Raw genomic sequence first — 13,072 nt, forward strand, 5'->3', positions numbered from 1 at the left:
GGAGCGTCACGATGACCCCTGGGGCTGCACCCCCGATCGCCGCACGTCTCGCCGGGCTGCGCGGCGATCGGGGCGCGGTGACCGCGGAGTTCGCGATCGTGCTCCCCGTCGTCGTGGCAGTCCTGGGGCTCGTTATCGGGGCGATCACACTTGCGGCCCAACGCATCGCCCTCGTGTCGCTGTCCGCGGAGATAGCCCGCTTCGAGGCGCGCGGAGACACGGCGGAGGCCGAGGCCGCACTCGGCCGGGTCCCGGACCCGACCGGGGTGGGGCGGCGAGAAGCCGGATCGCTGCACTGCATCGAACTCAGTGCGACACCGATGGGCGGCTTACTGCGGGCGATCACGATCCATGCCGAATCCTGCGCCGTGCGAACGGGACTCGCTTCATGAGCGCCACCAGCACGGGCGCGGTAGCGGTGGCCGCGGTCCTGCTCGGGTTGCCCGTCGTGGCCGCAGCCGCGCACCTCGAAAGCACCCACCGTGCCGCCGCTGCGGCCGACGCCGCGGCGCTCGCCGCAGCCGACGCCCTGACCGGCTGGGTCGAGGGCGAACCCTGTGCGCTCGCCGCCGAAGTGGTGGCTGCGGCCGGGGGAGAACTGCGGGAGTGCGAGCTGGCCGCTCAGCGCGGGGAAGCTCGGGTACGGGTCGCAGTGGGCCTCCCGCCGATGCGTGCCCACGCCGCTGCCCGGGCAGCCCCGCCCGGCCTGCCGGCTCAGGGCGGCGATCCGGCGGAGGACGGGTGGGTGTGGCCGGCGGCGGTCCGTGCGGTGTCGCAGGGGCTCCACGACGGCCTGGCCATCGACCTCGCCGTGCCCGCCGGGGCGCAGCTCACCGCCCCGGCTCGCGGGGTCGTGGTGTTCGCCGGGTCGGACGAGGCCAGCCTCCCGGAGGCGTGCCGCGTGAATCCCGATTGGTGGCGTGGCCCAAACTTCACCGTCATCGTGCGCCACGATCGGCCGGCGGGTCCCGTGTACAGCTCCCACAACCACGTCGCTCCGGGGTCGTCGGCCGCGCTGGGCATCGTCCCGGGCGTCGGGGTCGCGGCGGGGCAGCCGCTCGCAGTCGCGGGAATGAGCGGCTGCACCTCCGGGCCGCACTCCCATTTCACCCTGGCGACGAGCCCCACCAACGCCTTCCCGGACCTCAACCCGTTCGACTTCCTGGGGTCCCCGTGACCGCGCTGGTTCGCACAGTCTCCGTCCCGCCGCGCCCGCGCCGGTGCCGCGATGTCAACCGAGCCGCGCCGCTTCTGCCCGGAGGAGCTGGGCGAGTCGTTCCGGTTCGCTCCACATCGGCCAGTGCCCTGTGGGCAGGTCGAGAAACTCGGCGCGCGTCAGCTGCGCGGTCTCGGCGAACATCGGGTGCCCTGCCAACGCCAGCTCGCGCACCTGCGCGCTCGGGAGCGAGCAACAGATCAGCGTGGTCGGAACATCTCGGCGGGCGTCGTTGTGCAAGGACACTGGTTGCCGCAGCACCGGCCCGGGCACCGGGACTGCGCGCGTTCGGAACCGATCGAGCACCGCGGGCCGCAGCCCCTCGAGGCTTGCGTGCTGCGCGAGCGTCTCGAACGGGGGAAGCGGAGACTCCGACTCAATCTCCGAGAAATCCGGGGCGAAGACGGTGCCGGGGGCCACCGGACCGGAATCCAGCCACACCATGCGTGCGACGCGCTCGGGATGGCGATCGAGCACCATGCTGACGGGGCCATTGGCACCGCTGTGGGCCACGAGCACGACGGGTCGATCGCCGTATCCCGACATCAGCGCAAGGATGGCCCTGGCCTGATCCTCAAGGCTTCGCGTCGTGCGGAGTGAGTCCGCCGGGTCGAAGCCGGGCAGCGTCATCGCGATCGCAGTCGGTGCTGCCTGCGCTGCCGGTGCTGCCTGCGCAGCTGGTGCTGCCTGCGCTGTCGGTGCCGCCGGAGCTGCGTCCGCAGCCGTTGCCCGAGCCGCCGCAGTTTCTGCCCCAGCTGGCAACGCGGCGAGGACGTCGTCCCAGGCCCAATCGCCCAGCCAGTGACCGCCGATCAGGATGAGGACCGGGGCGCGTGTGAGTGTCGGTGCTGGTGCTGGTGCTGGTGCTGGCGCTGGCGCTGCTGTTGCTGTTGGTGATGGCGTGTGTGCCTGTGCCTGTGCCTGTGCCTGTGCTGGTGCTGGTGCTGGTGCTGGTGCTGGTGTGTGCGTGTGCGCCGGTGTCTGCGTGTGCGTGGTCATGCTCACACCCTCGCAGCGCTGGAGGACAGCGGTATGTCACTATTTATGGCATGAATATCCACGTCATGACGAGCGTCCGGTGAAACGCGCTGAGCGGTTGCACGCGCTGTCGGAGATGCTGCGCCGCAGCGGGACACGCGGGGTCACCGCCGAGCGGCTTGCGCGCGAGTTCGACGTGTCCGTGCGCACTGTGAAGCGAGACCTCGCCTCGCTCGCGCAGAGCGGTGCCGCGCTCTGGTCACGCCCCGGCCCGGGCGGCGGCTACGGGCTCGCCGAGGCGACGACGCTGCCCCCGGTGACACTGTCCCCGGCGCAGGCCGTCGCGCTGCTCGCTGCAGTCTCCGCCGCGCCGGACGCGCCATACAGCGATCTCGCCGCGGCCGGCGTGCAGAAGATCCTGGACGTGCTCGATCCCGTCACACGCGCCCAGACGCGAGAGCTCGCGCAGCGCGTCTGGGTCGATGCGCCGCTGCCGCCCTCGCGCGCGGTCCGCTCGGCGCTCGAACAGGCCATGGCCGAGCAACGGGTGGTGCGGATCCGGTACACCGCCCAGGACGGCGCGGCCACGGCGCGAGACGTCGAGCCCGTACTGTTCGCCTCCACGCACGGTCAGTGGTACCTGATTGCCTGGTGCCGGCTGCGAGATGCCATGCGCTGGTTTGCCGTGTCGCGGATCGCGCGGGCCACGGTCACCGGAACAGCCTGCAGCGGGCACACCGTGGCGGAGGTGGGTGAGCCTCCGGTGAACGCCAGCCCCGTGGACGGGGACGGTGCGCGAAACGGCCGATGAACGCGCAGGCGGACGAGGGCCCCATAATAGAGAGGAGTACGGCAAGCCGAATCGAGGGTGGGGCCCCGCAGTATCGGGGGAACCCGCATGACATGGTGGATTCCCACGCGACACTGTGTATCGTTTCGGAGCAGACCCTGAGAGGCCGGGCGAGTGCGCTCGCCGACAGCTCGAAGCAACGAAGGAGACCCCGTGGCGGGTACGAAGAAACTGGTGATCGTCGAGTCACCGACCAAGGCAAAGACCATTGGCGCGTATTTGGGTGATGACTATGAGGTCATCGCCTCCGTCGGACACGTCCGCGACCTCGCGGAACCGTCGGAGCTCCCCGCCGAGCTGAAGAAGGGCCCGTTTGGGCGCTTCGCGGTCGATGTCGAGAACAACTTCGCGCCGTACTACGTCGTGAACGACAACAAGAAGAAAACGGTCACCGAGCTGAAGCGTGCGCTCAAGGGCGCCGACGAACTCCTGCTCGCAACCGATGAGGACCGGGAAGGTGAAGCCATCGCGTGGCACCTCCTGGAAGTTCTCAAGCCCAAGGTTCCCGTGCGCCGGATGGTCTTCCACGAGATCACGAAGGAAGCCATCGAGCAGGCCAAGCAGAACACGCGCGACCTCGACACCGCGCTCGTTGACGCGCAGGAGACGCGACGCATCCTGGACCGGCTCTACGGCTACGACATCTCGCCCGTGCTGTGGCGCAAGGTCGCTCCGAAGCTGTCGGCGGGTCGCGTGCAGTCGGCCGCCACCCGCCTGGTCGTGGACCGGGAGCGTGAGCGCCAGGCGTTCACCGCCGCCGAGTACTGGGACCTCTCCGCAACGTTCCGCCCGGCCGCGGACGCCGCCGATCCGACCGCGTTCGCCGCGCGCCTCGTGCGCCTCGACGGCCAGCGCCTCGCCACGGGCGGCGACTTCGGTGACGACGGCAAGCTCACCGCGAAGGCCGAGAAGGCCGGCGCGGTGCCGCTCGCGCAGGAGCGCGCCGAGCGCCTCGCCGCGCTGCTGACCCCGAATGCCCAGGCCACCGTGCGCTCGGTCGAGACGAAGCCGCACACCCGCCGCCCCGCCGCCCCGTTCACGACGTCGACGCTGCAGCAGGAAGCCTCGCGCAAGCTGCGCTATAGCTCGCGCCAGACCATGTCCTACGCGCAGTCGCTCTACGAGAACGGCTACATCACCTATATGCGTACCGATTCGCCCACGCTGTCGCAGCAGGCGATCCAGGCGGCGCGCTCGCAGGCCGCGGATCTGTATGGCGCGCAAACGCTCCCCGAGAAGCCGCGCGTGTACACGGGCAAGGCGAAGGGTGCGCAGGAGGCGCACGAGGCCATCCGCCCCGCCGGTGACACGTTCCAGCGCCCGACCGCGCTGAAGGGCAAGCTCACCCAGGGTGAGCACGCGCTGTACGAGCTGATCTGGAAGCGAACCGTCGCGAGCCAGATGGCTGACGCGAAGGGCTCGACCGATACGGTCACCCTGGAAGTTTCGGTGACCGAGGCGGATCGCCCGGCACCGACGCAGGCCGAGTTCACCGCGAGCGGCACCGTCATCACCTTCCCCGGCTTCCTCCTCGCCTACGAAGAGGGCCGCGACGAGAAGCGGGGCGACGCGGAGCAGAACGTGTCCCTGCCGCAGCTGACGGCCGAGCAGCGACTCGACGTGGTGGATCCCGAGGCCAAGGGCCACGAGACGAGCCCGCCGCCCCGCTACACCGAGGCGAGCCTGACCAAGCGCCTCGAGGAGCTCGGCATTGGCCGACCCTCGACCTACGCGGCGATCATCAGCACCATCATGGATCGCGGCTACGTGACCAAGAAGGGGCAGGCGCTGGTCCCGAGTTGGATCGCGTTCTCCGTGGTGCGCCTGCTGGAGGAACACTTCAGCGCGCTCGTGAACTACGACTTCACCGCCGAAATGGAGAACGATCTCGACCGGATCGCCGCAGGCGACGCCGATCGCGGGAAGTGGCTTGGCGAGTTCTACTTCGGCAGCGACTCCCATCCGGGCCTGCGTGGCGTGGTCGACAACCTCGGCGAGATCGACGCACGCGCGATCAACACGATCCGGATCGATGATGAGATCTCGCTTCGCAACGGAAAGTACGGCCCCTACCTCGAGGTGTACGACGAGAAGAGCGAGGTTGACGAGAACGGCGAGCTGAAGCCGCGCTCCGTGAACATCCCCGACGGCCTCGCACCCGACGAACTCACGGTCGCGAAGGCGCACGAGCTCGCGGACGCCGAGCCCGCGGAAGACCGTGTGGTCGGCACGCACCCGAGCACGGGCAAGCAGATCGTGGCGAAGAACGGGCGTTTCGGCCCCTACGTCACCGAGCTGCTCGACGAGGGCGAGGAACTCCCGAAGGGGCAGAAGCCCCGTACGGCCTCGCTGTTCAAGAGCATGGATCCCGCGACGATCGAGCTGGATCAGGCGGTCGCGCTGCTGGATCTGCCGCGCGTGGTCGGCACCGACCCCGAGACGGGAACCGAGATCACCGCGCAGAACGGTCGCTACGGCCCGTACCTGAAGAAGGGCACGGACACCCGCTCGCTCACGAGCGAGGACGCGATCTTCACGATCGACCTCGCCGGCGCCCAGGAGCTGTTCGCACAGCCCAAGTACGGGGCCCGCAAGGCGTCGAGCGCGCTGAAGGAGTTCGACGCCGACCCGGTCAGCGGCAAGCCGGTGAAGGTCCGTGACGGGCGCTTCGGGCCGTACGTGACCGATGGTGAGACGAACGCGACGATCCCGCGCGGCGACAGCGTCGAAGACATCACGTTCGAGCGCGCGATCGAGCTGCTCGCGATCAAGCGTGCGAAGGGCCCGGCGAAGAAGAAGGCCCCCGCGAAAAAGGCCGCTGCGAAGAAACCTGCCGCGAAGAAACCCGCTGCGAAGAAAGCTGCAGCGAAGAAGCCCGCCGCGAAGAAGGCCGCGGGCGACACCGCCGTGGATCCTGCGCGCTCAGCGGCCGCGAAGAAGGCCGCCGCCACTCGCGCCGCGAACAAGGCCGCTGCCGAGGCTGCGGCCGCGGCGGCTGCCACGGAGTAGCCGCGCGTGCGCGACACGCCAGACGTGGCTCCGGCACCCGCGTCGCCCTCACCGGGGATGTTCATCACCTTTGAGGGCGGCGACGGGGCGGGGAAGACCACGCAAGCCGAGCTGCTCGGGGCCTGGTGCGTTGCGCAGGGCCGGGAAGTGGTGCGCACGCGCGAGCCCGGCGGCACGCCGCTGGGAGTCGAGGTGCGCCGGATCCTGCTGCACGGCGGCGACGAGATTGGTGCCGTCGACCCGCGCGCGGAAGCCCTGCTCTACGCCGCAGACCGCGCCCAGCACGTGGCGCAGGTGGTGCGCCCGGCGCTGGCCCGCGGCGCGGCGGTGGTGCAGGATCGCTACATCGACTCGTCCCTCGCCTATCAGGGGGCCGGCCGCGTCCTCGACGTCGCGGAGGTGCGCCAGCTCAGCGCGTGGGCCGTGGGCGGGCTGTGGCCCGATCTCACCGTGCTGCTCGACATCGAGCCCGGGGTCGCGGCCGAGCGCCGCGCAGCGCGTGGCGGCGCGGCCGACCGGCTCGAGGCCGAAGCGGACGCGTTCCATCGTGCCGTGCGCGACGGGTTCCTCGCCCTTGCCGCGGCGGAGCCCGACCGCTATCTCGTTCTCGACGCGGCTCGCCCATTCACGGAGCTCCACATCGAGATCACCCGCCGCGTTGCCGCCATGACCGGGTGGGACGGCGGCCCCGTCTTCGACGCGGGGCAGGGCAGTCCGCAGGCATAGCGTCCGGTCCGACGTTCAGCGCGGGGAAACACCACACCCTCGGAGTGAAGAGCCGATCCCCATCGTCTGATCTTCACCCCGAGGGTGTGGTGGTTTCGAGGGGTGCCTGCCCGCACCCCGGCCTGTGTTGCGCGCCGCACGCGGCGGCACGTGGTTACGCGCGGAGCAGTTCCGCGCCCACGGTTCGCGCGAACTCCGCGATGTCCTGCACGCTGTCCCAGCTCGCGGCAAGGGCGCGGGCGGCGGCAAGCACCGACCGGGCCGCGGGCGCCCGCAGCGCGGGCTCGAGCGACTCGATGTCGCGCACCTTGGCGGCACCGACGATGCGCCGCGCCATCTTCGCCGACGCAAACAGGAACGCCTCGCGGCGGATCCGGTCGAGCCGCTGGCGTGCAAAGGCGGAGCCGAACAGCTGCGTCTCCTGCCAGGTCTCTGCGCGCGCGAGGAACTCGCGTTCGAATGCGTCCCAGGTCTCCGCCACGAGCGAGAGCGCCCAGGCGGCCCGCTCGTGCTCGCCGAGCGCGGTCGCCCGCGCGGACGCGAAGCTATAGTTGGCAAACAGCGCGCCCAGGTCGAACGCGATCGGGCCGTAGAACGCGAACTCGGAGTCGAACACCTTCACGGACTCGGCGACGGCCCCCTCGGCACCGCGCACCATGACGGATCCCGTGTGCAGGTCGCCGTGGATCAGCGCCTCAGCCTGGGTCATGAACCGCCACTTCGCCTCGGCCATTGCCGCGGCAAACGCCGGATCGGCGGCCAGATCGGCGGCGTCCGCGGCGTTCTCGGGCAGCACCTCGTTGCGGCCCGTGTCGAACACCGGCTCGGTGAAGACGAGGTCCTCGGTGATGGTGCACAGCTCCGGGTTTTGCGTCTCGGCGATCCGCTGCGCGACGAGCTGCCGATCCTGCCCCAGGATTGAGGTGCCCACCGCGAGCGCCGCGACGTACTCGCCCAGGCGGCGCGCCACGTCCTCGTGCCGTTCCGAACGGTTGAGTGCGTCACGCCACACGGCGTAATCCGACAGATCCTCCAGCGCGAGGATGTACCGCTCCGGATCGTAGAGGATCACGTCGACGACAAGCTCGGGGGTGAGCGCGTGGTGGGTCTGCAGGGAGTCCGCCTCGCGCGCGGCGCGCTCCGGCGTCATGGGCCAGCCGGCACCCGTCATCCGGACGTAGGGGAGGGCCTGCTTCAGGATGATGCCCCGATCGTCCGCATCGAGGATGTGGAAGACGAGGTTGAGGTTGCCGTCGCCGATCTCGCGGATCGAGGCGATGCGATCCGCGTCGATGCGATCGTGCGTCTCGGGGCGCGAGCGAAGGTACTCGGCGATGTTGTCGGCGTCGAGGAAGGTGTACTCGTGAGACATGGGGTGGCCTTTCAGAAAGAGAGCGGGTCCGGGGGCGTGCGGCCGCCCACGATGCTGTGGGCGGCCGCACGATCACGTGGCAGGCGTGTACCGGGCCTTCTTGCGCGAGAGCGTAAAGGAGAAGAGGAGTGCGACGATCACGACGAGCCCCTTCGCGGTGTCCTGGTAGTAGTACTCGAAGCCCATCATGGTCATGCCGGTGAGGACGATGACCACGAGGACCGCGCCCAGCAGCGTACCCCAGGCGTTGGGCTTGTTGAGTCCCAGCACCGAGGTGCCGACCAGGGCGACCGCGACGGCTTCGAGCAGGCTTGACGCGCCGGCGTTCACGTCGCCCTGCCCGATCCGCGCCACCAGGATGATGCCGGCGACGGAGGCGAAGAGCGAGGAGACGACGTAGGCGGCACCGCGGTGGAAGCCGACGCGGATCCCGGAGAGGCGGGCCGCCTCAGGGTTCGCGCCGATCGCGTACAGGATCCGGCCCCACGACGTCTTCGTGAGGATGAACCAGCAGGCCGTCACCAGGACGAGCATGACGATGACCGGGATGGGCACGGGACCCACCGTGCCGCGGTCGATGAGCAGGAACGCGGGATCGAACTTGCCGGGGGCCTGGGAGCCGTTCGGCAGCGTCATTCCCGAGGAGACCGACTGGCCGGAGACGGGGATCATCTTGGCCCCCTGGATCACGAACATCATGCCGAGGGTCGCGAGCAGGTCGGGGATCTTGCACACCACGATGAGGAAGGCGTTGAGGAGGCCAACGGCGAGCCCCGCGATGAGCACGAAGGTGATCGCCATGCCCGCGGTCAGGTTGTAGAACACCATCGTCATCGCGGCGAGCTGCACGCTGAGCCCCGCGACGGAACCGATCGAGAGGTCGAGTCCGCCGACGATCATGCTGAACATGACGCCGAGGCCGAGGATCGCGGTGACGGAGGCGAACTTCAGCATCGAGAACATCGAGTTCGTCGTGGCGAAGGCCGGCTCGGTGATGGCGAAGAACGCGAACGCGATGACGGTCACGGCGAGGAAGCCGTATTTGACGACGATGTCACGGATGCGGTCCCCGGCGGAGATCCGCACGGGTGCTGGGATTGCTGTCGTATCGGCCATCTCAGGCCACCTCCGTCATGCTGTTGATGATCTGTTCGTTGCTGATGTCTGCGGCCCGGCCGTCGAGCGTGATGCAGCCCTCGACCATGACGATGATGCGATCCGCCATTTCGCGGATCTCGTCGACGTCACTGCAGATCATGACGACGGCGGTACCCTCGGCGGCCTGTTCGCGGGCGCGCTGGGAGATGACGCGGCGCGCTCCGATGTCGACGCCGCGGAACGGTTCGTCGAGGAGCAGCACGCGCGGGGAGCGCTGCATCCACCGGGCCACCATGACCTTCTGCTGGTTGCCGCCGGACAGCGCGTCGAGCGACTGCTCGGGGCCCGTCGTGACGACCGAGAAGCGGTCGATCGCGTGGGTGCCGGCCGCGCGTTCGCGGCCGGGCTGCAGGATCCCGCCACGCACGAAGTCCGTGAGGAAGGGGAGCGAGAGCGTCCGCATCACGGACCAGCCGGGGAGCATGCCCTGGGCCGCGCGATCCTCGGGAACGAGGTAGACGCCGCGTGCGATCGCCTGCTTTGGGTTCTTCGGTGCAAACGGGGCGTCGTCGAGACGCATCTCGCCGACGGTGAGCTTCCGCGCACCGAACACGGTCTCCGCGAGCTCCGTTTTCCCGGCCCCGATCAGGCCGATGATCCCGGTCACCTCGCCGGACTTGACGTCGAGGTCCACAGGCGCGCTCTCGGGGAGCACCCGGAGGCCGCGCACGGTCAGCGCGGTGTCGGAGCCGCGCAGCTCCTCGAGCTCGGCGGCGTCGGCGAGCACGCCCTCGCCGAGCATCGCGGCTACGGCACCCTGCAGGTCGAAGGGCAGCTGCTGGGCGTTCACGATCCGGCCGTCGCGGAGCACCGCAAGGCGATCCGCCAACGCGTTGATCTCGCTCAACCGGTGCGAGACGTACAGGATCGCGACGCCCCGATCGCGGAGCTTCGTGACGAGCGCGAAGAGCCGCTCCGCTTCGCTCTGGGACAGCGTCGAGGTGGGCTCGTCGAGGATCAGCACCTGCGGCGTGGTCGACAGCGCACGGGCGAGGAGCAGCATCTGGCAGTCGGCGATCCCCAGCTCGTGCACGTCCTGGCGGAGGAACGCGTCGTCCCAGCCCAGATCCAGGGTCGCGGCGATCTCCCGCGCGCGCGGCAGCAGCGAGCGGAGCGAGGCGACGGGGCGGACCTCCTTCAGCGCGATCTCCTCGAAGAGGAGGTTCTCGGCGACGCTGAGGCCGGGGACGATGGCGTCATCGATGCGCTGGTGCACCGTGCGGACACCGGCGCGGGCCGCGGCCATCGGAGAGTCGAAGTCGACGGGGGATCCGGACAGGCGCAGTTCACCGCCGGTCGGCGCGTGCACCCCCGCGAGGATCTTGATCAGCGTGGACTTGCCCGCACCGTTGGCCCCGAGCAGCGCGGTCACGCTCCCCGGGAACAGGTCGAGCTCGACGCCCTTGAGAACCCGGTTGGCACCGAAGTTCTTCGTCAGGCCGACGAGGCGCAGCGCGGGAGCCTGCGAGGTGTCCGTCGAATGCATGTGTGCAATCTCCTCGGGATGGGGTAAACGTCAGCGGGTGGGGGCCCGGCCCGGGCCCCCACAGAAGGGTTAGAAGGAGACGACCGGGATCCAGTCGGAACCCGAGACCTCGGAGATGTTGAGCTCCGGCTGCGCGGCGCGCAGATCGTCCATGTTCGTGATCTTCTTCTCACGCAGCATCTCCTGCGTGACAAGGACCGGCGGGAACTCCACCGTCGACTTCTCGAGCTCGCCGGCCATCTGCAGTGCGAGGGTGCGCATCACGGCCGCGCCGATCGCGTTCGGGTCGGTCGCGCCGGTCGCGGTCCAGCGGCTGCCCTCGGCGGTCATGAGCTCGATGTCAGCGGTCGAGATATCGGCACCGTAGACGAGGATGTCCTCGGTGCCGGGAACCTGGTCGAGGCCCGTCAGCGTGCCCTTGGCAAACTCGTCGTAGGGGGAGTAGATCGCCGTGATCTCGGCGTTCGCCTGCACGGCCGCGGTCACCATCGGGGCCGAGTCCGTCGCCGAAGAGTTCGTGAAGTTGCCGGTCTTGAACTTCTGATCCCAGCCCTGATCCTTCACGTACTGCTGCCAGACCACATCGCGGCGGTCCAGCGGGGCGATCCCGTCGTAGTTGACGTAGCCCACCTGGGCGTCCGTGCCGATGTCCTTGGCCATCTGGTCCAGCACCAGCGACGCCATCAGCGCGTCGGACTGCTGGGTCTGCACGGACTCGGGAGCGCACTGCTGGATCTCGACGTCGTAGACCGCGACGACGATCCCCGCGTCGATGGCCTTGTTCACGCCGGCGCAGAGGGTGTCGGGGAGGCCGTGGCGCACGATGATCCCGGAGACGCCGGAGGCGATCGCCTGGTCGAGCTGGGTGGCCTGCGTCGCATTGTCGCCCTGCGCGTCGAACACCGACAGCTCGACCCCGAGCGCGTCCGCCTGCTGGCGGGTGCCGTTGAGATACTGCTGGAAGTAATCGCCCTGGCCCGACTGCTGCACGATCGCGATCTTCACGCCGTCCTGGTCAAACGGTGCGGGAGCGGGGGCGCTCGCCTCGGCGACCTTGCCCGACTCGCTCGATCCCGCGCCGGCCGATTCGGCGGGCGCGCCCTGGGTGCACCCGGCGAGGCCGAGCGCGAGGATGGCCGCGGCGCCGAGCGCCGCCGTGGTGGTCTTTCGCATCATTGCGTTCCTTTCGGAGGAGGTGGGGTGCTGCGGTTACAGCGCGGAGGAGCCGAACAGGGGCTGCGCGTCGACCTTCGGTTCGACGACGCCGCGCTCGGTGACGATTGCGGAGATGAGATCGTTCGGGGTGACGTCAAACGCGGGGTTGAACGCGCGCACGCCGGGGGTCGCCACGCTGACGCCGCCAAACGCGAGCACCTCCTCGTCGCCGCGCTCCTCGATCTCGATCTCGTCACCGGTCGCGGTGGCCTCGTCGATCGTGGAATACGGGGCCGCGACGACAAACGGGATCCCGCGCCGCTCGCAGGCGAGCGCCAATGCGACGGAACCGACCTTGTTCGCCGTGTCGCCGTTGGCGGTGATGCGGTCCGCGCCGATCACGGCGAAGTCCACGAGGCCGCGAAGGATCGTGCTGGAGGCGGCGCCGTCGACCTCGACGAGGTGGGGGATGCCGTCCTGGTGCAGTTCCCAGCTGGTCAGGCGCGTGCCCTGCAGCAGCGGGCGGGTCTCGTCGACGTAGACGAGCTCGAGCTTGCCGCGGTTGTGGAGCTCGTGCAGGATCCCGTACGCGGTGCCCCAGGCGGTGGTCGCAAGCGCCCCGGTGTTGCAGTGGGTGACGGCGCGCAGCGGGCGGTCGCCGACGCGGGCGAGCAGCCAGTCGGCGCCGAGGCGGGAGAGCTCGCGGTTGGACTGCTCGTCCTCCGCAGCGATCGCGTGTGCCTCGGCGAGGGTCCGCTCGAATCCATCCGCGCGCACGGTGGCGACGCGGTTCGCGCCCCACGCGAGGTTGACCGCGGTGGGGCGGGCGTTGGCGATGGCGTCGATCGTGGCGGTGAGGGTCTCGGCGTCCCAGCCCTTACGCTCCGCCTCGAGCAGGGCGAGGGCGACCCCGTAGCCGCCGGCGGCACCGAGGGCGGGGGCCCCGCGCACCGCGAGGCACTGGATGGCGGCGATGAGGTCTTCGACGGCCGAGATCTCGAGGGTCACCTCTTCGCTCGGGAGTCTGGTCTGGTCGATCAGGCGGATGTGGGAGTCTGCGGCGGCGTCAACCCACTCGATAGCGCGAACCATGTGTTGTCGATCCTTTCGACGGCTGTGTCT

11 protein-coding genes are annotated in these 13,072 nt (G+C 69.7%); 5 read left to right on the plus strand and 6 right to left on the minus strand.

What is annotated here, in order from left to right:
• Window positions 1-11: 11 nt before the first annotated feature.
• Both D3230_RS04870 and D3230_RS04875 read left to right on the plus strand, forming a co-directional pair.
• A complete protein-coding gene (locus D3230_RS04870; protein WP_202343887.1) occupies window positions 12-392 on the plus strand; it encodes a pilus assembly protein in 381 nt (126 codons plus the stop codon).
• Complete coding sequence (locus D3230_RS04875; RefSeq protein WP_202343888.1) at window positions 389-1,177, plus strand: M23 family metallopeptidase; 789 nt, start codon at window positions 389-391, stop codon at window positions 1,175-1,177. The genes D3230_RS04870 and D3230_RS04875 overlap by 4 nt, the downstream gene beginning before the upstream one ends.
• A gap of 54 nt (window positions 1,178-1,231) precedes the next feature.
• On the opposite strand, the gene D3230_RS16325 is transcribed toward D3230_RS04875, so the two are convergent.
• Window positions 1,232-2,215, minus strand: a complete 984-nt coding sequence (locus D3230_RS16325) for an alpha/beta fold hydrolase (protein ID WP_202343889.1) — start codon at window positions 2,213-2,215, stop codon at window positions 1,232-1,234.
• A 79-nt stretch (window positions 2,216-2,294) separates the two neighbouring features.
• Here D3230_RS16325 and D3230_RS04885 point away from each other — a divergent pair, with 79 nt between their 5' ends.
• From D3230_RS04885 to tmk, 3 genes are all read left to right on the plus strand, one after another.
• A complete protein-coding gene (locus D3230_RS04885; protein WP_202343890.1) occupies window positions 2,295-3,005 on the plus strand; it encodes a WYL domain-containing protein in 711 nt (236 codons plus the stop codon).
• Between the two features lie 192 nt (window positions 3,006-3,197).
• Complete coding sequence (gene topA, locus D3230_RS04890; protein WP_202343891.1) at window positions 3,198-6,053, plus strand: type I DNA topoisomerase; 2,856 nt, start codon at window positions 3,198-3,200, stop codon at window positions 6,051-6,053.
• A gap of 57 nt (window positions 6,054-6,110) precedes the next feature.
• Window positions 6,111-6,779 carry a dTMP kinase gene (gene tmk, locus D3230_RS04895; protein ID WP_202344086.1) on the plus strand — a complete coding sequence of 223 codons (669 nt, stop codon included), beginning with the start codon at window positions 6,111-6,113 and terminating at the stop codon, window positions 6,777-6,779.
• Window positions 6,780-6,933: 154 nt separating this feature from the next.
• On the opposite strand, the gene mtnK is transcribed toward tmk, so the two are convergent.
• From mtnK to mtnA, 5 genes are all read right to left on the minus strand, one after another.
• On the minus strand, window positions 6,934-8,151 hold the full coding sequence (mtnK, locus tag D3230_RS04900) for an S-methyl-5-thioribose kinase (protein ID WP_202343892.1): 1,218 nt from the start codon (window positions 8,149-8,151) through the stop codon (window positions 6,934-6,936).
• Between the two features lie 72 nt (window positions 8,152-8,223).
• Window positions 8,224-9,267: an ABC transporter permease gene (locus tag D3230_RS04905; RefSeq protein WP_202343893.1), complete on the minus strand. Its 1,044-nt coding sequence runs from the start codon at window positions 9,265-9,267 to the stop codon at window positions 8,224-8,226.
• Between the two features lies 1 nt (window position 9,268).
• Window positions 9,269-10,795, minus strand: a complete 1,527-nt coding sequence (locus D3230_RS04910; RefSeq protein WP_202343894.1) for a sugar ABC transporter ATP-binding protein — start codon at window positions 10,793-10,795, stop codon at window positions 9,269-9,271.
• A gap of 69 nt (window positions 10,796-10,864) precedes the next feature.
• Entirely contained in the window at window positions 10,865-11,971 is a 1,107-nt protein-coding gene (locus D3230_RS04915; RefSeq protein ID WP_237466944.1) for a substrate-binding domain-containing protein, read from the minus strand.
• A 33-nt stretch (window positions 11,972-12,004) separates the two neighbouring features.
• A complete protein-coding gene (mtnA, locus tag D3230_RS04920) occupies window positions 12,005-13,042 on the minus strand; it encodes an S-methyl-5-thioribose-1-phosphate isomerase (protein WP_202343896.1) in 1,038 nt (345 codons plus the stop codon).
• Between the last annotated feature and the right edge of the window lie 30 nt (window positions 13,043-13,072).

It is taken from the genome of Leucobacter chromiireducens subsp. solipictus (assembly GCF_016758195.1).
GTDB lineage: Bacteria > Actinomycetota > Actinomycetes > Actinomycetales > Microbacteriaceae > Leucobacter > Leucobacter solipictus.